Raw genomic sequence first — 25786 nt, 5'->3', positions numbered from 1 at the left:
ATGTCAACAACAAAAATACAACTGAATACTATTGAAGAAGCTATAGAAGATATTCGTCAAGGTAAAGTAATCATTGTAGTCGATGATGAAGATCGCGAAAATGAAGGTGATTTTTTGGCAGCAGCCGAAAAAGTGACTCCTGAAATGATCAATTTTATGGCTACTCACGGACGCGGATTAATTTGCGCTCCATTAACTGAAAGCCGTTGCAAAGAATTGGATTTAAGACCAATGGTTACCAATAATACCGATCATATGGAAACTGCCTTTACAGTTTCAGTTGATTTAAAAGGACATGGAGTTACAACAGGAATTTCTGCTGCTGACAGATCTAAGACAGTTTTAGCATTGACAGATCCAAATGTAAAACCACATGAATTAGCACGACCAGGACACATTTTTCCATTAGTAGCTAAACAAGGTGGTGTTTTAAGAAGAACCGGACACACAGAAGCTGCAATTGATTTTGCAAGATTAGCCGGATTTAAATCGGCTGGCGTAATTTGCGAAATTCTAAATGAGGACGGAACCATGTCCCGTTTACCTGAATTAGTAAAAGTCGCTAAGAAATTTAATTTAAAATTAGTTTCAATCGAAGATTTGGTTGCCTACAGAATGCAGCACGATAGCCTGATTGTAAAAAAAGAAGATTTTGATATCGAGACTCGCTTTGGGACTTTTAGACTGAGAGCTTACGAACAAACTACAAACAAACAAATTCATATTGCTTTAACAAAAGGAACATGGAATCTTGGGGAACCGATCTTAACGAGAATCAATTCGTCTCAGGTAAATAATGACTTATTGGGAACTTTGACCAATAATGCCGAGCAACAATTAGATGATATGTTTAAGGTTATCAATGAAGATGGCAGAGGTGCCGTTTTATTCATTAACCAGGATATGACAGCAGTAAACTTATTGAATAGAATTGCTGAGCTTAAAACACTTCAGGCAGAAGGAATAATGAAAGCACCAAAAGTGATCATTGATAGCAAAGATTACGGAATTGGAGCGCAGATTTTGCATGACATTGATATTTCTAAAATAAGATTAGTTTCAAACACTGAACAAACAAAACGTGTGGGAATGATTGGATATGGACTTGAAATCACAGAATACGTAAGCTACTAATATATGAATATGGGGACTTTAGAAGAAAGAATTGTAAAATCTGAGACACGTATTTTTAAAGCGGTTTTTCCGAGCACTACAAATCATTATGACACTTTATTTGGAGGTACAGCATTACATCTCATGGATGAAGTTGCTTTTATTTGTGCTACCCGTTTTAGCCGTAAAAAAGTAGTAACAATATCTACAGGTCAAATTGACTTTAAAAAAGCAATTCCGGCTGGTACTTTAATCGAATTGGTAGCAAAAGTTGATAGCGTTGGAAGAACAAGCTGTAAAATTCACGTTGATATTTTCATGGAACAAATGTATTCAGAACTTCGCGAAACGGTAGTTTCAGGAACTTTTTCGTTCGTTGCGGTAGACGAAAACAAAAAACCAACACCGATTTTAGACGATTTGGAATAATTTTTATCAAAATCTCTTTTTCGGAATACTGGTAATTAGACACTTAAAAATTATCTTAAAAAAATCACCGAAAAAGTTTTTATAATCGGAAAAGCGCACTATATTTGCACTCGCAATCATCAAATGATCGCAACATACTGGAGAAATGGCAGAGCGGTCGAATGCGGCAGTCTTGAAAACTGTTGACTGTAACAGGTCCGGGGGTTCGAATCCCTCTTTCTCCGCCAGTAGAAGTTTCAAAAGAAACTTTAAAAGTCAAAAGCCTTTAAACACTAGTGTTTAAAGGCTTTTTCGTTTTTACACACTTTTCAAAAAGCACATGTTTTATCAAAGAACGGTTACCCTATTAGTTACCCACTATTTTTTAGGATCTTTTTTCTCAAAAATGGGTAACTAAAAAGAAAGAATTCCCCGGGAATTCCCTGCTATCAATGGGCTCTCTTAAAATTTTTAATTCAATTTGATTATTAATTTTAAAACTAGATAACATGTTAAAAGTAATTTTTTACCAGAAATCCGACAGAGTAAACAAGAACGGCGAATCTCCAATCTATGCACGTTTGAGCTACAATGACAAACAAATTTCAATGTCAACCGGACAAGCCATTTCAAAAGAAAGATGGGCTAGAACTAATAACCTTAGAAACCAGCTTAAAATTGAAAAGGAAATAGTAATCAAAAATTTACTAGATCTTTTCCAGCTTAATGCAGCCAAAAAATTCACTGAACTATTCAGAATTGATCCTGAGGTTAACCTTCAATTATTAAAAGCTGAAATTACAGGCAAAGCCCAAATAGAACAGCCACAAGGGCCTAGCATAATTGAAATTTTGGAAACATACAATATATATTTCACCAAAAGAGTGAGCTCGGGAGAACGTGCACCAGCCTCACTGCAGAAATACAAAAGAGCAAAAGAGCTGCTTTTAAATTTCATCAGCAGCACTTACAAGAGTGAGGATATGCCAGCATCTGAACTATCCAGCTCTTTTGTCTTTAAACTGGAACAGTTCCTTAAATATGAGAGCAGTTTTAAAGAGCAGAGAGGTATTAAAAACAATTCGGTGGTAAAATATATGAAAATGTATAAAACTGCATGCAATTATGCCATTAAGATGGATTTGATCATAAAAAACCCATTCAATATTTATGACGGCAGGCTCAGCGTAAAAGATGCTGTTTTCCTAACCCAGCAGGAATTGAATACAATTGAGAATAAAATATTTCCAACGCCTCGTCTGGAAAAGGTTAAGGATATATTTCTTTTCAGCTGCTACACAGGGTACGCACCTGTCGATGCCTTGGAACTTACCGAAAGAAACTTATCCGAAGATTCGAATGGAAATTTATGGATTATGACAAGTAGAGCAAAAACTGCCATTAGAGCCAATGTCCCAGTTTTACCGACTATTGAGAAGATTATTTCGAAATACAAAAACCAGCAGAAAGGTCTTATCCCGAAAATTTCCAATCAGAAAATGAATGCTTATCTTAAAGAAATCGCGGATGTCTGCGGCATAAACAAACATCTTACATGGTATGTTGCAAGACATACTTTTGCCACAACTGTCACTTTAGGAAATGGAGTAAGACTTGAGAACGTATCTGCTATGATGGGGCATACCAACACTAAACAAACCCAGCACTATGCAAAGGTTTTGGATGTGAACATAATGGAAGACATGGCGAAACTGAAATCTAAGTTTAACTAGTAACTTTAAATTTCAGACTATGCTTCAAAATCAATTTATAGATATCTTAAATCTTATTAAACAATCAAGATTCAAAGCTTTAAAAGCAGTCAATACAGAATTAATAGACCTTTATTGGAACGTTGGGGAATACATCAGTCAAAGATTAGAATCTGAAGAGTGGGGTCTTTCTGTTGTTGATGAATTATCAAATTATCTACTTATAAATGAACCGACGTTAAAAGGATTTTCAAATAAAAATATTTGGAGGATGAAACAATTCTATCAGCAATATAAAGATTATCCAAATCTCTCAACACTGTTGAGAGAAATTAACTGGTCACACAATCTTGCTATTTTTTCCAGATGTAAAAGTGTAGAAGAAAAGGAGTTCTACCTTAAAATCACTAAAGAGGAAAACTACAGCTTTAGAGAACTTGAGAGGCAAATTTCCTCCAGCCTTTTTGAACGTACCATGCTGGGAAATGCAAAACTCTCAACAGCGTTGAGAGAAATACACCCTAAAATAATCAATTCACTCAAAGACAGCTACATTTTTGATTTTTTAAATCTCTCTGAGCCTCACAATGAAAAAGATCTCAAGAAAGGGCTGATCAAACAGATGAAAGATTTTATTCTTGAGCTGGGCAGAGACTTTCTATATGTAGGCGAAGAATATAAAGTTCAGGTCGGAAACAGTGACTTCTATATTGATTTATTATTTTACCACAGAGTGCTGCAGTGCCTTGTGGCTTTTGAATTGAAAGCAGATAAGTTTAAGCCAGAACATTTAGGTCAGATAAATTTTTATCTAGAAGCCCTTGACAGAGATGTAAAAAAAGAAAACGAAAATTCAAGTATCGGAATTTTACTTTGTAAAGATAAGGATAGTGAAGTTGTAGAATATGCCTTGAGTCGAAGTCTTTCTCCTACTATGGTAGCCGAATATAAAACTCACCTACCAGATAAAAATATACTCCAGCAAAAAATCCATGAATTATTCAACAGCAATTTACAAATTGAATAAATCTATTCTTTCTAAACATTTTTAATTGCGTCCGCACTGCGGACGCAATTGACATGGGCGCAAAAGCATATTCATTTTTAATTGGCCTTGTTTACTAATTTTAACACAAGTGAATATACTAATTTAAGCACGTTTATATTTACTAATTGAACTACAGAGAAAAGAAAGGGCAGATAACGGGAAATACTTGATTTAATAGCTTCCAGAAGAATAGTTCCTTCAGTACGAAAATGGATTTTCAGAACGCCAATTAAATTGATATTGAAAATTTCACACAACATTTCCAATTGTGTCCGCAGTGCGGACACAATATAACCAGTTGAATAAAACAAGCAGCAAAACTATTAAAAGTCAATAAATAACAAAAAAAATCTACTGATTTCTATATTTAACCCTATATATCTATATAGCTTTCTATATATGAACTAATACATCTATATAATTACAAAAATGCAAAAAACCAACTTCATTTCATAATTGTATACATTTCAGTTTTCAAACATAAACCTCCAGAAAAAACAGTAAAAAAAGTTTCTAGTTACTATTTATAAAAAAACGTCTATAGTATATTTAGGTAGAAAGATAAGATAAGATAAGATAAGATAAGATAATACATCACACACGGCTTATTTGCGGGATAGACTTAGATACTATTTCTGCCACAAAAAGCTAAGGCGAATTCGGCAGACATTTAGCCTTAAACGGTTTTGTAACAGACTTGTGGCTCATGTGTGTCTTGAATAACACAAATCTAGAAAAATAAGGCTATAGGAAGTGTAGATTAGAAACTGCATTACACCGTTCGAAGCATGAAAATTGCTTTATCTCTCAATTAACTATTCTTTAATTTCAATTGTGCCTACAGTGTAGACATAATTGGATTTGAAATTTATTCAGAAAGGTATTTTCTTTCTATTTTTTCTTTTGCTTCAGTTAATAACGAATGAATTTTTCTAACTCATACAATACTGCCTGTTCTAAGTCCTTTTCTAAATAGCCATTCCCTAGATTTAAAAAATCCAGTAAATACGCATCCTTGAAATTATATTGTAAATTCTTATCAGAAACAGGTATTTGTAAGTTTGCTATTTCTGTACGTACAAAAGTTTTCTTTTCTATCTGTTTTCACAGCTCCCTTACACTCATTAATTAACTGTTAACCTGATTTGCATAAAAGATCATGGCATGATGATTTTTTATGGGTAATAATTCAATAAAATGTGACCAGCTTAATTTTTAAGAGAATACTATTACCATTTTCTTATCTTAAAATTGTTCTGCAAAACGAAGCATTCGTCTTAATTTTTTTTCAGTAAAACTTCTGCCATATTTAGTTTCTAATTTTGCCGACACTGTCGGGACAATTTGTTTTCCATATTCAGCACCATCACGTCAACGTTGCTGATTTTGAGATTGGAAATACAAAACGAATAACCAATCAATTAGGCTATATTAAGTACAATGAAAATACAGTATTTAATGATAAAGCTATTATTTCAATATAAACTGATTTCTTTTATAGAATAATCACTATACTTTATTCATTAATAAATTAATTTTCAATATAATAAACCTATACTTGCACAATAAACTTATATGGTTTACTATTAATTTTATTAGTTTATTATGGAAAAATTAAAAGACAATATCCAACAAATACTTAGTGTACAACTCGAAATAAAAAGAGTTACAAAATGAACAATTGAATAAGTTGCCTTACTGTTTACTAATTTTAACACAACCAAATATACTAATTAAAGCACGTTTGATTTTACTTTTTTTTGCAAACCAACGACTAAGCTGATATGAAAAATTGGACTAAAAATTGAAGCAATAAAAAAAATACAAAATTCAAAAATATCAATAACTAAAATCTCGCCAATCGTTCTTTCATCAGTTTAAAATACTTTTCTTTCATTGCTTCAGACAAAAAAGAAATCTCAATTAATTCATTCCATTTCATTGTCTTCTCAAACATTGATTTTAAAGCGCTATCGATAATTTTGTCATTTAACCCTAATCTTTCTTTTCCAAAGTAATCAATAAAATCACCAGCTTTAAAATTACTTTTTTTTCCTTTTAATTTAAGAGCCATTTCTTCCTGCGGATTTTTTATAGCAATAGACGAATTCAGGAAATCATAAGCAGGCGTTAGAGTTGTTTTTCCTGATTTTGTTATCAAGGAAAAGTTTTTGAGATGCATGTCTTCATTACCAGTGATAAAACAGAATAGAATTCTCTTAAAAAACTCTGCTTTTTCAATTGAAGGAAATGTACAAAAGTCCTCTATCACTTTTACAATTTTCTCCATCGTAAAATTATATTTAGTATCCCTGGAACTCCCTGTCAGCTGTGCAAAATCTTCAGTGGCATATTTCCTGCCTTTACCATACCGGTCAAACCTTTTTATGAAATAAGATTTCGAATTATCTTTAGAATATATCAGTCCGTGAAGTGGTACTTCAATTCCATAAACCTTAGCCATTCGCATAGTAAGATCTTCATTTTCGGGTAATTCCGGAAATATATCGCTCTGCGGTTTGATAATAAAATTACCGTACTGATCTACAATTTCAAATTGCTGGTTTTTAACCGATAATACGGCGCTTAATTTAGGCTGAACGCCCTGAATTGATAACTTAGTTGCTCTATTTGCTGCTTCCTGACGTAGTTCTGATGCAGAAAAAGGAAGCGTTTCTAATGAGAGCAATTTAGAAGATAATAATTTCAAGCCTTCTATGCTATAAAGATCTCCTCCGCAAGGTTTATAAGTAATTGGACATCTATTCATCGCTTTCAGCTTTAACTGTTACTGCCCCCACCAGATCATTTCCTACAGCCATAAGCTGTGAAAAATAATCTTTCTTATCTATTTTATTTATTTTTAAAAGACCTTCAAGCATTATACCCTCTGGTAACAGCCCTTCAAAAAACGGCGGGAAATCCAGAAATGAATATTTTTTGTGGGAAGATGGCATAGTTAATGACACGGGCTCTGAAGAATAATCATCATCATAGATAAATAAATATCTTCCGCTTTTTTCTTCCATAAGCTCACCTGCCCTGGTACCGTGAACATAAACTACTGCTTTTCTCATCTCTTATTTTTTTAATGGGCTTATAAATTGAACATCAATATTCAAAACATCCAAGACTGCCATCAAACTGTCCCATCTTACGGATTTTTTATTCTTTTCAATATCAAACACAGTTGTTTTGCCGATACCTGCTAAATCTGCTAATTGAAGCTGCGTCAGTCCGGCAGCTTTGCGATGTCCTTTAATTAACTGCCCTAAATCAAAATCATTCATAATTACTGTCTAGGCAGTAAATATAGTTATTTTTTATCTTACAAAATTTAAAAACTATAATTTTTGATATATTTTACCGCTTTAACAGTAAATAGTTGGAAATATTTAAATTAATCCAAGGTTAATGCATCAATCAATAAATATTACTGCCTTAGAGGTAATATTTATTGATAAACTGAGTTTATGCATATTTAAGATGACAAGTTAAGACTCAAATTAAAATTATAAACATAGACATATATCATCATCTAAGTATTTCAAGTTTTGTAGAAAAATCGTGGCACATTGGAATTTAAAAAGTTACAACCTCAGTAAAATAAAGCTCTAAGAAGTTTAGGTTCCAAACTTTTAGAAATACGCTGTTTTTTTTTAGTTTTTTTATCAGGAGGGTTCGAGTCCCGTTCCCGCTACTAGAATAAGTAAAAGCCTGAGAAATATAGATTTCTCAGGCTTTTTTTTTTCGAAAAATCTTGTTTCATTTTTTTAAAATAAAAACCATCAGTGTTTTCAAAGAAAATTGGTTCGAGTCCCGTTAAGTTAAACCCATAAAAACAATTGATTAACTGACCTCAAAACCAAAAACAAATCTTTAAAATGGCAATCGAAACAATTCTTTTCAATAATGTAGTAGTTTAAATTTTTAATATTCTTGCTGTACTTCTTATTGATAATCCCTCTTTGGTTAATTGAATGATATTTTGATTGATTTCTGATTTGCAAGCTTGATTTGTATAATATTCTATAAAACGGTGACAGCAGATTTTACAGTAATACTGCTGTTTATTGTTTTTTGTTCTCCCATTTTTAATAACCTTTCCCTCTTTACATTTTAAGCAATTTATACCATCACTAACTCTGGAGCACGATGTCGCATTTTTACTATTAAATCTCATTTAAGGCAATATTAAAACAAAAAAAATGAGCATTACTGCCCATTTTTAAATTATTTTTTGCTGATATTTATTCTATTTCAACATATTAGAAATCTAAAATCTCATATCACTAACTTTGAAACATTACCATAATAATGGACTGTTTCTTAAAAAAAACAATCCATTAATCTTTAAATATCAAAGTTACAATAAAGAATAAAATAGTCCCGTATTATTTCATCGAAACAATAATAAATTCACTTCGTCTGTTTAGTTGATGTTCAGCTTCTGTACAGGCCACTCCATCAGAGCAGTTGTTTACAAGCTGGCTCTCTCCATATCCTTTTCCTATTAACCTGCTTGGAGCAATACCGTTTTTAATCAGCCATTGTACGGTCGATTTGGCTCGTCTATCAGATAAAGCCATATTGTATACAGCTGTTTGTCTGCTATCAGTATGCGAGCGAACATCTATTTTGAGTTTTGGATATTGTTTCATCACTGCTAAGATTTTCTCCAGTTCGAAAGCAGCATCTTTGCGAATAAAAGATTTATCTAAATCAAAATAGATAATCGGAATATTAAGCGTTTTTGCCAAATCAGTTCCTACGCCTATCTCTTTGATTCTTTTTTCTAATGGAACCGTCAGGTTCGTTTCGCCTGCCTCGCCTTTTATGGTTAACTGAACTTCTTTTGTTTCGTAATCTTGCTTCGCGGCTCTTACATGATAAGTTGCGTTACAATTTACTTTGAAGCTATAACTTCCATCTGCTCCTGTTACAACTTCGTCTACGATTTTAAATTCTTCATCCAACAGGGTAATTTTGGCATTATCAAGTACCTTATTGTTTTCCTGGTCAAGAACTATTGCTTTCAATTTTTGCTCACATAGTAATTTTCTTGTTTCAGTGAGCTTGTAAATATCATCGTTTCCTATACCGCCTTCTCTGTTTGAAGAAAAGAATCCCTTTTTGGTTTCGTTGTTAATGATAAAAGCAAAATCATCCTTATTACTATTTATCGGGGCGCCAACATTTTGTACTTCAGAAAAAGTATCATTATTAATTGTCGCAACAAATACATCCAGTCCTCCCAATCCCGGTCGTCCATCACTGGTAAAATACAATTCGTTATCTGCCGATATAAAAGGAAAAGTCTCTCTTCCTTCGGTATTTATTGCGGCTCCCAAGTTTTTAGGCGTACCAAAACTTCCGTCACTATTAATAGTTACACTATACAAATCCGATTGACCAAGCGTTCCCGGCATATCTGATGCAAAATACAGTTTCTTTTCATCCACACTTAAAGCCGGATGAGCCGTACTGTACTGATCGCTATTAAAAGGTAACTCAGTAATATTAATCCATTTTCCATTTAAAAATTCAGCCTTATACAGTTTTAATAATGTAATTTTCTGCTCATCCCTTCCTCTTTTTCCATCCAGATAATTGTTTCTTGTAAAGTACATTGTTTTTCCATCTTTTGTAAAAACGGGCGTAGATTCATTGAATTTTGAATTGATTTTCTTTTCAAATCGTTCCGGTTTTCCTAATGTCCCATCAACTTTTAATTCGGCTGAGTACAGATTAGTAAAAGATTTATTAGTCCATTTAAATGTCTTTTTTGCTATACCTCCTGTATCTCTGGCTGATGCAAATACAACTTTATTGTTATAAAAAGTGCTTCCATAATCGGTTTGTGTAGAGTTAATTCCAGCATTAGCTATTTCGAATCTTCCTGAATTGGCATTTATCTGCTCCAGATAATTTTTATTATTTTCAAATAATATACCTCTTTTATCAGTCTTTATTTTTTTGTTGAAAGTCTCCAGGGTTTTATCTGCTTTGGGATAATCTTCTGTTGCTTTTAAAGTTTGTGCATAACGATAATAGTACTCGGGTTCCTGCTCAGCATTCATTGCAAAAAGGGCATCATACCATTTGGCTGCCTTGATTAATTCTCCGTTAAAATAATAAGCATTACCTAACCTTTGGAACATTTTCTCATCTTTATATCCTTTTTCGGCAACTTTTTCGTAGGTTTCAATTGCATCAATATAAGCATATTGGTTATATTCTTTATCTGCTTTATTCTGACTTGCTTTTTGCGCACTTGCTTTTAGAACCACAAGTACTAAAATGGCGGAAAGTATATATTTAATTTTCATCTTTTGAAGGATTTAGAAGAATCTTGGTGAGGTTATTCGGCTATAATTATTTAAAAATTCGAATCTCAAGAATATCTCATGTGAACCTGAATTATAATTGTTAAGTCTTGTCGTTTCACGGTCATAAGCATAACCAATGAATAATCCATCAGTAACCTGAAATCCCGCCATAGCACTTAATGCTGCACTCCATCTATAAGCTAGTCCTATTGTAAATTTATCATTGAACATAAAGTTTGCTGAAAGATCAACCTGCAATGGCGCACCTTCTACCATTTTAGTCAGTACTGCCGGTTTGAATTTGGTATAAGAATCTAAATCGAATACATAACCAGCTATAAGATAGTAATTGATCTTATCCTTAAAAATAGCATAATCATTATCACTGTACCTTGTGGTTTCGATGAAATTAGGTACTGATAAACCGATATAAGCTTTATCTGAATGCCAATAAACTCCCGCTCCAATATTGGGTGAGAATTTATTCCCCAAGTCCTGAAATTGTGGATCCCCTTGATGTTCTGGATTCAATTTGGTGATATCCAGATTGAATAAATTTGCTGTTCCTTTGATTCCAAAGGAAAGTTTGAATGTTTCAGATGTTGGTATTGTATAAGATAAATCAGCAGAGAAAGTGTTCTCATTAGTTGGCCCTATCTTATCATTTACAAGTGAAACTCCTAGTCCCAGATTACTATTGTTTATTGGTGTATTTAACGAAAAACTACTCGTTTCCGGCGCTCCGTCAAGTCCGATCCATTGGGTACGATACAAACCAAAAATACTCATAGCCCCTCTTGAGCCCGCATATGCGGGGTTTATATTAATGGTGTTATACATATATTGTGTGTACTGTGCGTCTTGTTGCGCAAATCCCACAGCGGAAAAAAACATAAAAACTATAACTAATTTTCTCATTTATTTTTCTTTTAATAATGGCTTAGCCATTTAGACTAAGCCATTTTATTTGTTTTCACTATTACTTAGTAAGGTATAAATATCCTGCTTGCTGATAAGGATTGGAATCACTGTCTTTATATTTTAGAATATAATAATAGGTTCCATCTGGTAATCCATCCGATTGTTTCACTGTTACGCGTCCTTCAGATATTCCTCTAAAAGCACGTTCTTCGTTATTATAATTTTCGCGCTCGAATACCAAAATTCCCCAACGATTGTAAATCTCAACAGTATTGTTCGGATAACATTCGATACCCTGGATATAAAATCTTTCATTCTTAGAGTCCCCATTTGCAGATATAGCATTGAAAACTTTTATTGTGCACCCTGATAATGTCAAAATTGTTGGATTATCTCCTAGGTTGTCAGTATCATCAGAAGCATCCCTTACAATAACACCTAAAGGATTCTCCCCTGTTACAAAAGCTTGATTAGAAACTTTTCCTGCATTGATATCACTTTGTTTAGTAGTGTAAATTGCTTTAAAAGTTGTACTGTCACTTTCTCCTGGCGCCAGAGATATTGGGCCACCGTTTATAACAATTCCGGGAAGCGGATCTTTAATCATGATATTTGTCAGCCTAACATTTCCTGTATTGGTGACAACAAAACTATAAGTAATGGTTTCTCCTGCCTCAGCATTTCCGTTTTTATTTTCATCGTTAAATACAGCGGTCTTAATTAAGGCAATACTAGATTTTTGTTCCAAAGTTGTCACAGTACAATTAGGACAGCTTGGTATATAATTTATATCATTTGGATCTAATGGTGCTACATCTTCGGAGTCACTATCCACATTTTTTCCATTTGGATCTATTCCGCTAACAAAAGCTAAATTATAAACAGCTCCCAGATCAATATCCTCTTGTGTAAGAAAATAACTTGCTGTAAAAGTTTTTGCATCAAAAGCTAAAGGATCAAGTGAAGAAATTGGCCCACCTAAAACTGTAACCATAGGGTCAGAAACTACAATGTCCGTGATCGTAACGTTTCCTGAATTTATCACTGTAAAAACGTAATTGATACGATCCCCTACACTTACCTCTCCATCATGATTTGCATCTTGATATATTCCTTGTTTCAATAATTTTAAACGAGGATTTTGAGGTAATTTTGTTATTGTGGGATCATTTTTCCCTGACAATGTCGGATCATCACTATCTGACAGATCTTTAATTACCGTTCCTTTTGATGTATCAGAACTAACTAAAGCCTGATTTTCTACAAGACCTGCATTAATATCTACAAGAGTTAAAACATAAACACCTGTATAGTTGGTGTCATTTGATTGGCCAGCTTTTAAAATCGCAATTGGATTACCGCTTATAACTGCTTTTGGATCTGTAACAATTACATTGTTCAAATCAATTCCTCCTGTGTTTGTAATCAAAAATGAATATTTAATTAACTCACCAGGCTGTGCATAACCATCTCCATTTGTATCAGAGAAAACACCGCGTTTTACTAAAGTAATTGATGGTTCTAATACAGTGATTGTAACGGTCGCACGATCGCAATTTGCAGCATTTAGATTTTCACAGATTTCATATACAATGGTATAAACTCCTGATGAAGTTCCTGCCGGAACACTTACTGATCCTGTAACAGGATCCAGAATTGGCACTTGTTGGGATTCAATGATTTTTGCTGGTGTGACTACGGTAATCTTTACTTGAGATAAAGTAGGCGCAATATTATCTAATATATCATTACCTAAGACATTCAAAATATTATCTGAACCATCCAGACCATTAATAACATCACTCACATCGTCGTTCGCAATAATTTCTGTTACTATCACTTCAATAGTTTCTGTAGCAGTAGCACAATTCATCATATTTATTTTCTCACAAATAGTATAGGTGAACGTATAGGTGCCTGCTGGTGTTCCAGGGGCTACACTTATTTTATTGGTCTGAGGATTAAATATTAAATAATCAGATTTAGAATCCACTGTCACGATTACATCAGCAGGATTCAAAATTATACCGTTAATTGAGTCAGAATCCAAAATAGTTTGTGGTCCTGTATTTCCTCCCGTATTACCCGGTATTGAAACAAAAGTCTCACTACCAGCACAAATCCTGTTATTCAAAACAAATGAAGTACTTTGAGAAACACAATTATTTAATCCAATTCTTCTAACATAAGTTTGTTTATTTCCAGGAGTAAGACCTGTAAAAACATTACTAGTTTGGAATGTAATCCCATCCATGCTATATTCATATCCCGAACCTAAAGAAGGATTAGAAATGGTAATAGTACCAAATTCTGTATCACATGAAGTCATTTCTGTTATCTGCCCTATTGGAGCAGCAGGAAAATCAACAACACTTAACATAATCTGATCAGAAATAGTTTGACATGCTGATTGTGCCTGAGAAACCAAAACTCTAAAATAACGTTCCCCAATTGTACTATAAATAGGCGTAGTATAAGATGCAGTTTCACTTCCTGAACCATCAACTACATCAGAAAATGGTCCAGCTAAAGCTGTTGCTGTCTGCCACTGATACAATAAAATACCTGATGGAATATTTCCTGAAGCATTTACAGACAAGGTATAACTTTGAGTGGTACATATAGTAGCGTCTACTGGTTGTAAATTAATAGCAGGAGATTCATAAACAGCCACTTTCACAGCGTTAGAATTTACTATGTTACAGCCAATACCTAAATTGCTAACCTGAAGTCTGTAAAAGAAACTTTCGGTAAGAATTCCAGTTGTATAAGTCGTGGTAAGCCCTCCTGTACCATCAGTAACATCTGCCCATGAACTTCCGTCCATAGATCTTTGCCACTGATAACTATAATTTCCAGATCCACTTGTAACATTAGATGTCAGTACAAAAGTTCCTCCCTTGCAAATATCCCCACCTATTGGCTGAACCGCAATAACAGGGTCCGGAATTACTATTGCTGTCACGGCATCAGAGATTAAAGTACAGTTTGTTGCTGATGAAGTAACTAAACATCTAAATTCTGTTGATCCGGTTAAAGCATCTGATACAAAATTAGCCGTTGTAGCTGTAGCATTGGTTTCATTTACAAATCCAGAACCTGAATTACTCTGCCATTGATAGCTAAGTGTTCCTGTTCCTCCATTTAATGAAGCTGTTACACTCATATTTACTGTTCCTCCAACGCAAATATTTGCAGGCGCAGTTGGCTGAGCTGTTATTGTTGTTACAAAAACAGCAGCATTACTTGAAATTGTTGCTGCTCCACAGCTTTGAGTAGCATCTGAAACAACTACCTGATAGTATGTATTTTGAGACAATAACCCGGTTGTATAACTGGATGAATTAGCTCCTGCTATATCAGTATAAGGACCAACCAAAACAGTAGCACTTCTCCATTGGTATGCATAATTTCCAGTTCCGCCATTAGCTGTTACATTTAATACAGCTGTTGAACCGTTACAGATCGTAGAACTGACTGGTTGAGTTGTAATTGTAATAGCTGGTAATACTGATACAGTAGCTGCTGCTGAAGTAATGGTATTACAGCCATTTCCGCTGGCAGAAACATCTACTTTGTAATAAGTAGTCTGAGTTAAAGCAGTCGTTGTATAAGTAGCAGAAGTAGCTCCAGCAATTGCAGTAAATGTGCTATTATCATTACTGCTTAACCATTGATAAGTTAAACCTGGTGTACCGTTTGCAGCCGTTATAGATAAACTATGAGTAGCTCCCGGACAAATAGTGGCACCAGAAGGCTCAGTCGTAATTGACGGATCAGGAATTACAGTTGCTGTAACCGCATTAGAAATCAAAGTACAATTTGTTTCTGAAGAAGTAACGATACATCTAAATTGTGTCGATCCGGCTAAAGCATCTGATACAAAATTAGCCGTTGTAGCTGTAGCATTGGTTTCATTTACAAATCCGGAACCTGAATTACTCTGCCATTGATAGCTAAGTGTTCCTGTTCCTCCATTTAATGAAGCTGTTACACTCATATTTACTGTTCCTCCAACGCAAATATTTGCAGGTGCAGTTGGCTGAGCCGTTATTGTTGTTACAAAAACAGCTGTATTATTTGAAAGTATTGCAGCGTCACAACTTTGTGTACCATCTAAAATAGCTACCTGATAGTAGGTATTTTGAGACAATGCATCAGTTGTATAAGTGGCTGCAGTAGCGCCTGCTATATCAATATAAGGTCCAGCCGGAACTGTAGCGCGTTTCCATTGGTATGCATAATTTCCAGTTCCGCCATTAGCTGTTACATTTAATACAGCTGTTGAACCATTACAGATCGTAGAACTGACTGGTTGAGTTGTAATTGTAATAGCTGGTAATACTGATACAGTAGCTGCTGCTGAAGTAATGGTATTACAGCCATTTCCGCTGGCAGCAACTTCAATTTTATAATAGGTAGTCTGAGTTAAAGCAGTCGTTGTATAAGTAGCAGAAGTGGCTCCTGAAATTGGAGTAAATGTGCTATTATCAGTACTACTTAACCATTGATAAGTTAAACCTGGTGTACCGTTTGCAGCCGTTATAGATAAACTATGAGTAGCTCCCGGACAAATAGTGGCACCTGAAGGATCAACACTAATACTTGGATCTGCAACCACAGTTGCCGTAACCCCATTCGAAGTCAATGTACAATTTGTGGCTGATGAAGTAACTACACATCTGAATTGTGTAGACGCAAGTAGAGCGTCAGATATAAAATTAGCCGTTGTAGCTGTAGCATTAGTTTCATTTACAAATCCGGAACCTGAATTACTCTGCCATTGATAGCTAAGTGTTCCTGTACCTGCATTTAGTGAAGCTGTTACATTTATATTTACTGTTCCTCCAACACAAATAGCTGCCGGTGCAGTTGGCTGAGCTGTTATTGTAGTAACAGATACTGCAGCATTACTTGAAACTGTTGCTGCTCCACAGCTTTGAGTAGCATCTGAAACAGCTACCTGATAGAATGTATTTTGAGACAATGCCCCAGTTGTATAAGTAGAGGAAGTAGCTCCTGTTATAGCAGTATAAGGACCAGCCAAAACTGCAGCACTTCTCCACTGGTAGTTATAATTTCCTGATCCACCTGTAGCAGATACACTTAATGAAGTTGTCGAACCATTACAAATCGTAGAACCAACGGGTTGGGTTGTAATTACAATAGCTGGCAATACTCTTACAGTAGCTATTGCAGAAGTAATGGTATTACAGCCATTTCCGCTGGCAGCAACTTCAATTTTATAATAGGTAGTCTGAGTTAAAGCAGTCGTTGTATAAGTAGCAGAAGTGGCTCCTGAAATTGGAGTAAATGTGCTATTATCAGTACTGCTTAACCATTGATAAGTTAAACCTGGTGTACCGTTTGCAGCCGTTATAGATAAACTATGAGTAGCTCCCGGACAAATAGTGGCACCTGAAGGATCAACACTAATACTTGGATCTGCAACCACAGTTGCCGTAACCCCATTCGAAGTCAATGTACAATTTGTGGCTGATGAAGTAACTACACATCTGAATTGTGTAGACGCAAGTAGAGCGTCAGATATAAAATTAGCCGTTGTAGCTGTAGCATTAGTTTCATTTACAAATCCGGAACCTGAATTACTCTGCCATTGATAGCTAAGTGTTCCTGTACCTGCATTTAGTGAAGCTGTTACATTTATATTTACTGTTCCTCCAACACAAATAGCTGCCGGTGCAGTTGGCTGAGCTGTTATTGTAGTAACAGATACTGCAGCATTACTTGAAACTGTTGCTGCTCCACAGCTTTGAGTAGCATCTGAAACAGCTACCTGATAGAATGTATTTTGAGACAATGCCCCAGTTGTATAAGTAGAGGAAGTAGCTCCTGTTATAGCAGTATAAGGACCAGCCAAAACTGCAGCACTTCTCCACTGGTAGTTATAATTTCCTGATCCACCTGTAGCAGATACACTTAATGAAGTTGTCGAACCATTACAAATCGTAGAACCAACGGGTTGGGTTGTAATTACAATAGCTGGCAATACTCTTACAGTAGCTATTGCAGAAGTAATCATATTACAGCCATTTCCGCTGGCAGCAACTTCAACTTTATAATAAGTGGTCTGAGTTAAAGCAGGCGTTGTATAAGTAGCAGAAGTAGCTCCAGCAATTGCAGTAAATGTGCTGTTATCAGTACTGCTTAACCATTGATAAGTTAAACCTGGTGTACCATTTGCAGCCGTTACAGACAAAGTATGACTAACTCCCGGACAAATAGTGGCACCAGAAGGCTCAGTCGTAATTGACGGATCTGGAACTACTGTTGCTCTTATCGCATTAGAAATCAAAGTACAATTTGTTGTTGATGAAGTAACTAAACAGCGATAAAAAGTATCTACTGATAATACTTCCGAAATGTATGAATTACTGGTTGCGCCTGTTCCTCCTGAAACATTACCCCAACCGGAAGTTCCATTTGCAGAGCTTTGCCATTGATAAGTAAGCGATCCGCTACCTCCGTTTAGTGAAGCCGTTACACTCATACTTACTGTACCTCCAACGCAAATAGCTGCAGGAGTTACAGGCTGTGTTGTAATTGTAGTAACAAATACTGATGCATTACTTGAAATTGTTGCTGCTCCACAGCTTTGAGTAGCATCTGAAACAGCTACCTGATAGTATGTATTTTGAGACAATACCCCAGTTGTATAACTAGAGGAAGTAGCTCCTGTTATAGCAGTATAAGGACCAGCCAAAACTGCAGCACTTCTCCACTGGTAGTTATAATTTCCAGTTCCGCCATTAGCTGTTACATTTAATACAGCTGTTGAACCGTTACAGATCGTAGAACTGACTGGTTGAGTTGTAATTGTAATAGCTGGTAATACTGATACAGTAGCTGCTGCTGAAGTAATGGTATTACAGCCATTTCCACTGGCAGAAACATCTACTTTGTAATAAGTAGTCTGAGTTAAAGCAGTCGTTGTATAAGTAGCAGAAGTAGCTCCAGCAATTGCAGTAAATGTGCTGTTATCTGTACTGCTTAACCATTGATAGTTTAAACCTGGCGTACCGTTTGCAGCCGTTACAGATAAACTATGAGTAGCTCCTGGACAAATAGTTGCTCCTGAAGGATCAACACTAATACTTGGATCTGCAACCACAGTTGCCGTAACCCCATTCGAAGTCAATGTACAATTTGTGGCTGATGAAGTAACTACACATCTGAATTGTGTAGACGCAAGTAGAGCATCAGATATAAAATTAGCCGTTGTAGCAGTAGCATTGGTTTCGTTTACAAATCCAGAACCTGAATTACTCTGCCATTGATAGCTAAGTGTTCCTATACCTGCATTTAATGAAGCCGTTACACTCATATTTACTGTTCCTCCAATACAAATAGGTGTCGGTACAGTTGGCTGAGCTGTTATGGTTGTTACAAATACTCTCGCTGAATTTGAAAAAGTTTCACAGCCACTTGCTGATTGAAATATTCTAACTCTGTAATATAAATTTGATGTTAATGCCCCAGTTGTATAACTAGCTGTATTTGCTCCGCTTCCTACTGAAACATTAGCCCAGCCTGAAGTCCCATTAACAGAACTTTGCCACTGATAACTAAGTGCTCCTGCTGACAAATCCGTGGTTGTTGCAGCAACGCTCATCGTATGTGTACCACCTGAACAAATTGTATTTCCAACAGGTTGGGTATTAATTAGTGGATCTGGTATTACCAAAACTTCAACGCTATTTGAAGTAACTGAACCACAGTCATTTCCACTAGCACCAACATCAACTCTGTAATAAGTAGTTTGTGTTAAAACAGGCGTCGTATATGTAGCAGAAGTTGCTTCTGCAATTAGAGTAAATGCGTTATTATCTGTGCTTGTGAACCATTGATAGTTTAAACTTGGCGTACCACCAGTTGCAGTTACAGACAATAAGCGTGTCCCACCTGTACAAATTACTGCACCTGTTGGCTGTACTGTAATATTTGGATCTGCAACTACATTTGCTGTAACAGAATTCGAAGTCAAAGTACAATTTGTGGTTGAAGAAGTAACGATACATCTAAATTGTGTAGACGCAAGTAGAGCGTCAGATATAAAATTAGCCGTTGTAGCAGTAGCATTGGTTTCGTTTACAAATCCAGAACCTGAATTACTCTGCCATTGATAGCTAAGTGTTCCTGTACCTGCATTTAATGAAGCCGTTACACTCATATTTACTGTTCCTCCAATACAAACAGCTGCCGGTGTAGTTGGCTGAGCTGTTATGGTTGTTACAAATACTCTCGCCGAATTTGAAAAAGTTTCACAGCCACTTGCTGATTGAAATATTCTAACTCTGTAATATAAATTTGATGTTAATGCCCCAGTTGTATAACTAGTTGTATTTGCTCCGCTTCCTACTGAAACATTAGCCCAGCCTGAAGTCCCATTAACAGAACTTTGCCACTGATAACTAAGTGTTCCTGCTGACAAGTCCGTGGTTGTTGCAGCAACGCTCATCGTATGTGTACCACCTGAACAAATTGTATTTCCAACAGGCTGAAGGGTAACTACAGGATCTGGTATTACTAAAACTTCAGCAATACTTGATATAACTGATATACAGCTATTTCCACTAGCGCTAACTTCAACTCTATAATAAGTGGTCTGAGCTAAAACAGGTGTAGTGTATGTGGCCGAAGTTGCTCCTGAAATTGGAGTAAATGCAAAATTATCTGTACTGCTCAACCATTTGTAATTTAAACCTGGCGTACCACCAGTTGCAGTTACAGACAATAAGCGTGTCCCACCTGTACAAATTACTCCACTTGTTGGCTGTACTGTTATACTTGGATTTGCAACTACAGTTGCCGTAACCACATTCGAAGTCAAAGTACAATTTGTGGCTGATGAAGTAACTAAACATCTGAATTGTGTAGATCCGGCTAAAGCATCTGATCTAAAATTAGCCGTTGTAGCCATAGCATTGGTTTCGTTTACAAATCCAGAACCTGAATTACTTTGCCACTGATAAGTAAGTATTCCTGCGCCTTCATTTACTGAAGCTTCGACACTCATATATACTGTTCCTCCAATACAAACAGCTGCCGGTGTAGTTGGCTGAGCTGTTATGGTTGTTACAAATACTCTCGCCGAATTTGAAAAAGTTTCACAGCCACTTGCTGATTGAAATATTCTAACTCTGTAATATAAATTTGATGTTAATGCCCCAGTTGTATAACTAGCTGTATTTGCTCCGCTTCCTACTGAAACATTAGCCCAGCCTGAAGTCCCATTAACAGAACTTTGCCACTGATAACTAAGTGTTCCTGCTGACAAGTCCGTGGTTGTTGCAGCAACGCTCATCGTATGTGTACCACCTGAACAAATTGTATTTCCAACAGGTTGAAGGGTAACTACAGGATCTGAAATAATCGTTAATTTGGCGGTATTACTTGTAACTTGAGTACATGAATTAGAAACATTTACTCTGTAAAAATATTCACCAATAGGTAAACTGCTGCCAGTTGTGTAGGACGAATTTGATTGACCAGGGAGATCAGACCATCCTGAAATTCCATCTGCTGAAACCTGCCATTGATAACTATAAGGTGTCAGACTTCCGGAAGCAGTTGTATTCAGATTCAGGGTTCCTCCCTGGCAAATCATACTTTCCGGAACTAAATCAGAAGTTATTAAATCTGATAGCCTATTGATATTTACTTCGGCCGCATATGGTGTACATGAACCGTTTGTGATAGTCCATTTTAATCGTGTTATACCAGCAGAAATATTACTTACCGTGGTATTATAGTCATTTGGATTTGTTATTACAGCAGTATTTCCAGCATTCATTACAAAAGACCAAGAACCTGTTCCTGTTAAAGAAATATTTCCGTCTAATAATACTGTTGACGTATTACAAATTGTTTGATCCGGTCCAGCAACTGCTAAACTAGGCAGTTCATTTATTGTTACAGCAACAGTACTTGAGTTTGATTCACAAGTTCCGTTTGAAGTAGTCCACTTAAAAACATACGCTCCTGGTTCTGTCCCTAAAATAGCCGTTGATGGCGAAGTCGCATCTTTAAAAACCGCCTGTGTTGGTCCTGAAAACTGTGTCCATAATCCCGTACCAACTGTTGGCACATTTGCGTTTAAATTTATAGCTTCAAACTGACATACTGAAATTTGATTTCCTGCGATAGAATTTGATGGCAAAGAATTTACTATTAATGTCATGTCATCGAAAAAAGTACAACTAAGATTTCTCGATGTCCAGCGCAATATATAAGTTCCTGCATCAGTAGGCGTAAAGGTCGAAGAAGGACTTGCAGTATTTGAAAAAGAACCTGTTGGCCCACTGATTATAGACCATTCGCCAGTTCCTACTGTAATAATGTTTGCAGCCAATAAAGCTGTATCTGCTATACAAATTGTTTGATCCGAACCTGCAATAGGCGTCGTTAAATCAGCCGTTACTGTGATGGTAACATTATTTGTTTTAGAAGCACAGATAGGTCCATTACTAACTGTCCAGCTAAATACATAAACACCCCCCGTTTGAGTTAAATTAGAAACAGTCGTGTTTGGTGAAATTTGAGAGCTAAAAATTGCTGTTGTTGGTCCTGAAACCTGAGCCCATTTTCCCGTTCCCGATAAAGGAGGTATCGCAGTCAGTTCTGTAGTCGAACCACAAATTGCATTGTCTGCTTCCGGAATAGCCGGCGAAGGTTCTGCCCAATATTCTACACGAACCTGATCTGAACTGCTGCAGGTTCCTGCGCTCACTGTCCAGTTAAAAACATAAACTCCAGAACCAGGGTTCATGTAAACAGCATTAGGATTCGTATCATCAGAAAATGATCCGCCTGAAGGTCCTGCCAACACAGTCCACTTTCCGGCTGTACCTGTTTGTGGTAAATCAGCCGCAAGCTGAATTTGTTGCAATGCTAGATCAGCACTACAAAGTGACTGATCTACTCCTGCATTGGGAGGAATTGTCACATCACCACTGATAGTTACACTTACATCATCAAAAGATTCTGGACATAATCCCTGAGCAGCAATTGTATATCTAAAAACATAAGTACCTATAGATAAAGCAGTAACTGATGCGCTGTTACTCCCCGTTTGAGTTACTACTGGCGGAGTACTTCCTCCCGAAACATGACCCCATGTTCCGGTACTTCCGTTGTTTCCTACTAACGGAAGCGAGCCTTGCAAACAAGTAGAATAATCTGAACCCGCATCGGCTAGTTCAGTTACTTTAATTTTTACCTGAGCTTTATTTGAAGGACAACTAAAACCATTCGAAGTTTTCCACTGTAAGATATATTCACCTGATATTAGTCCCGATAAATTTGAGGTTGCTGATTTTAAATCAGAAAAAACAGGTGAATTAGGCCCGCTTATTAAAGACCATATTCCGGTTCCAACAGCAGGAGCTGTCGCCGCCAATGTTATACTTTTCTGATTACATATTGTCTGATCCGGTCCTGCAACAGCTGGTGAAGGAGCTTCATCAATATTAAATTTTACTAAATCAGATGAAGCTGTACAAGCACCCCTGGAAATAGTCCATTTATAAACCCATGAGCCTGAAGTAAAACCAGTTATTGTAGTAGTAGGACTTGATGGATTGGTAATAACCGGACCATCACCTCCACTTACAAATTCCCATAAACCAGATTCTCCTAGTGCCGGAGTATTACCCGTTACTGTTACACTTGTACCGCATACATTTTGATCATTACCTGCCTGAGCTACAGTAATGGCCGGAGCAATTGTTATTGCAACTGTATCTTCCGTTGTTTTACAACCAGCGTTACTTACAGTCCATTTAAATTCATAGTCCCCATTGTTTAAACCTGTAACCGTAGTATTGTATAAACTTGGGTTTGTTATCACAGCAGCAGGACCTGAAATTTGTGTCCAAAGGCCAGTACCTGAAGAAGGATTATTTGCAGACAGGCCGGTAGATGTTGTTCCAACTTCAAGACATTGATCTACACCTGCATTGGCATTTGAACCTTGAGTATTATTTGTAACTATCTCAACAGTATCAGAAGAACTGCCACATCCGTTTGCAATTGTCCATGTAAAAGTGTAGGCTGTACCTTGTGCTAAACCAGTTGCAATAGCATTTGGATCGTTTAGATTACTAATATTTACGCCAGCATCAGGTGACACAGTCCATGTTCCTGTTTCTGTACTGATTGTTGGATTTCCCTGCAACTGAACCGGAGTTCCATAACATGTTGATTGATTATTTCCAGCATTTGCGGTAGTTGGTAAATCGCTTGCTACAACAACATCAACAGTACTTTGCGTGATATCACAATCTGCACCACCAGATATAGTCCATCTAAATTTATAACGACCATTTACTAATGATGAAACTATTGTTTCAGCATCATTAACATCTGCAAAAACTACTGTTGAGGGCCCAGAAACCTGAGACCATTTACCTTTACCAACACTTGGTATATTTCCCGCCAGACTGGTAGTAGTTAAATTACAAGCAAGATTTTGTAATGTTCCGGCATTTGAACCAAGGGTAGGTTGCGATACTACTATTGCAATATCATCAGTAACTGTTACACACTGACTACCTGAATTCGGAACCTTTACAATTCTTATTACATAAGTTCCTGCTACCTCTAAATTATTAACGGTAAGACTGTTTGTATTAAGATCAATAGAAGGCGTTGGATAAATTGGATATGCAGGATTTGAAGGTCCGTCAATTATACTCCAACTCATTTTTCCACTGCCCGTTGTAGTAATAGGTATTATAGCAGTAGAAATATTACAGGCTAAACGTTGATCCACTCCACCAGATAAAGATATGCCCTGTTCTAAATTAACTTTATATATACCTGTTTGCACACAGCTAGTTGTATTATTAGTCAAAGTATAAGCAAAAGTATACAGTCCAAAAGATGACATACCAGAAATTGGTGTTGAAGATGCAGTTGGGTTTCCAATGACTGCTGACGGCCCGCCAATTTGGCTCCATTGTACTGTTTCATTAACATACAAGGGAACTGTTCCCTGCAAAACTATAGAAGTTCTTCCGTCACAGAAGTATAAATCTTCATTCTTTAAATTAGTAACATCTGCAGTGGGCGGCGGAACAGTAATAGTTATTTCGTCAGCACCATTTGCACATTTTCCAGCAACAGTCCATCGAAGTACATAAGTTCCTTCACTTAAACCGTTGACTGTTGTTTTATTATTATTTGCATTTTCAAAAGAAGGTATATTTGGTCCGGAAACTACTGTCCAGGTTCCCTGCTGTTGTCCCGGGCTATTTCCTCCAAAACTGCCATTTAGATTTGCGCTTTGAGTTGCGGAATAACAGTTTGAAAGGTTTATATCTGATCCAGCTGTAACTGGCTGTATACCTCCTAATGTAGAAATTATGACATCATCAAAAGTCGCACAATCCCCAGATGAATTTGTAATTGTCCATCTTAGAGTTGTTGTACCTGCACTATTTCCTGAAACAGAAATTGAAGCATTTGCAGAAGTAGAATTGCTAATGCTAATTCCTGCCCCATTACCTCCTACTATACTCCAAAGACCTGTTTCACCAGATGTCAAAGGATTCCCTGCCAAGTTGTATGTCCCCTGACAATACGTTTTATCGTCCCCTGCATTTGCAACTGTTATGGGCAAAATTCTAATAGAAACGTCATCAAAAACAGTATATCCATCTGCACACTTCGCAGATAACCTAAAACGATATGTATTTCCGGGTACTCCACCGCTTACAATAGTCTGTAATGCATTAGGATCTACAATTTGAACAGCAGAACCACCAATTTGTGTCCACTTTGGAGGAGATAAATAAGTTCCTACACTTGCATTTGCAGTCCCTACCAGCATAAAATCACCTATCGGTAAGTTATTATTATTACCAGGACATACATCAGTATCCACATTTGCATTTACAGTACAGTTTTGTGAAAATGACAAATTAGGCAAAAACAAAAAGAATACTAAAACAAATTTTAAAATTCTAAAATTTAAAAAAGAGTAAAATAGTTTCATAGGCAAACGGCATTAAATTAAAAAAATGGTTTATTTATAAATACGAAAGAACACAACTATTAGATTTGAATTATTTATTATTTGTAATCACTTCAAATCTTCAATCAACAAGATAAAAGTCGCTCATTATCAATGATATGATAAAAATTAAAAATATTTTTTTTTCACAAAAAAAGTTTCATTTATACGATAGGATTAAAAATTACTATTCTGTAATAGCCTTTAAAATTGCAGAAAT

The 25786-nt window shown here is 36.1% G+C and carries 10 protein-coding genes, 1 tRNA gene and 2 pseudogenes; 5 read left to right on the top strand and 8 right to left on the bottom strand.

Annotated features, from left to right (window positions below; translation table 11 throughout):
• From ribB to QLQ94_RS10890, 5 genes are all read left to right on the top strand, one after another.
• A complete protein-coding gene (gene ribB / locus QLQ94_RS10910; protein WP_271335529.1) occupies positions 1-1134 on the top strand; it encodes a 3,4-dihydroxy-2-butanone-4-phosphate synthase in 1134 nt (377 codons plus the stop codon).
• Between the two features lie 9 nt (positions 1135-1143).
• On the top strand, positions 1144-1542 hold the full coding sequence (locus QLQ94_RS10905) for an acyl-CoA thioesterase (RefSeq protein ID WP_271335530.1): 399 nt from the start codon (positions 1144-1146) through the stop codon (positions 1540-1542).
• 139 nt (positions 1543-1681) lie between these two features.
• A tRNA-Ser gene (locus tag QLQ94_RS10900) sits at positions 1682-1769 on the top strand.
• 261 nt (positions 1770-2030) lie between these two features.
• On the top strand, positions 2031-3254 hold the full coding sequence (locus QLQ94_RS10895; protein WP_482499756.1) for a site-specific integrase: 1224 nt from the start codon (positions 2031-2033) through the stop codon (positions 3252-3254).
• Between the two features lie 19 nt (positions 3255-3273).
• Positions 3274-4260, top strand: coding sequence for a PDDEXK nuclease domain-containing protein (locus QLQ94_RS10890; protein ID WP_482499754.1), 987 nt, complete (start codon positions 3274-3276; stop codon positions 4258-4260).
• A gap of 1266 nt (positions 4261-5526) precedes the next feature.
• Here the strand turns inward: QLQ94_RS10890 and QLQ94_RS10885 are convergent.
• The 8 genes and pseudogenes from QLQ94_RS10885 to QLQ94_RS10850 all read right to left on the bottom strand — a co-directional run.
• A pseudogene (locus QLQ94_RS10885) lies at positions 5527-5634 on the bottom strand (PDDEXK nuclease domain-containing protein); the annotation flags it as partial.
• 493 nt (positions 5635-6127) lie between these two features.
• Positions 6128-7051 (bottom strand): HipA domain-containing protein, encoded by a 924-nt coding sequence (locus tag QLQ94_RS10880; protein ID WP_482499753.1) that lies wholly within the window; start codon positions 7049-7051, stop codon positions 6128-6130.
• Positions 7044-7358 carry a HipA N-terminal domain-containing protein gene (locus QLQ94_RS10875; RefSeq protein ID WP_072964549.1) on the bottom strand — a complete coding sequence of 105 codons (315 nt, stop codon included), beginning with the start codon at positions 7356-7358 and terminating at the stop codon, positions 7044-7046. The genes QLQ94_RS10880 and QLQ94_RS10875 overlap by 8 nt, the downstream gene beginning before the upstream one ends.
• Before the next feature lie 3 nt (positions 7359-7361).
• Positions 7362-7571 carry a helix-turn-helix domain-containing protein gene (locus tag QLQ94_RS10870; RefSeq protein ID WP_482499752.1) on the bottom strand — a complete coding sequence of 70 codons (210 nt, stop codon included), beginning with the start codon at positions 7569-7571 and terminating at the stop codon, positions 7362-7364.
• A gap of 635 nt (positions 7572-8206) precedes the next feature.
• Positions 8207-8464: pseudogene (locus QLQ94_RS10865) on the bottom strand (transposase); the annotation flags it as partial.
• Positions 8465-8675: 211 nt separating this feature from the next.
• Entirely contained in the window at positions 8676-10610 is a 1935-nt protein-coding gene (locus QLQ94_RS10860) for an OmpA family protein (protein WP_482499750.1), read from the bottom strand.
• A gap of 12 nt (positions 10611-10622) precedes the next feature.
• Positions 10623-11528, bottom strand: a complete 906-nt coding sequence (locus tag QLQ94_RS10855; RefSeq protein WP_482499748.1) for a PorP/SprF family type IX secretion system membrane protein — start codon at positions 11526-11528, stop codon at positions 10623-10625.
• 61 nt (positions 11529-11589) lie between these two features.
• Positions 11590-25548 (bottom strand): PKD domain-containing protein, encoded by a 13959-nt coding sequence (locus QLQ94_RS10850; protein ID WP_482499746.1) that lies wholly within the window; start codon positions 25546-25548, stop codon positions 11590-11592.
• Between the last annotated feature and the right edge of the window lie 238 nt (positions 25549-25786).

The organism is Flavobacterium sp. B114r (genome assembly GCF_056824125.1).
Note: the sequence above shows the minus strand (reverse complement) of the source record. Positions and strands in the feature narration are given on the sequence as shown.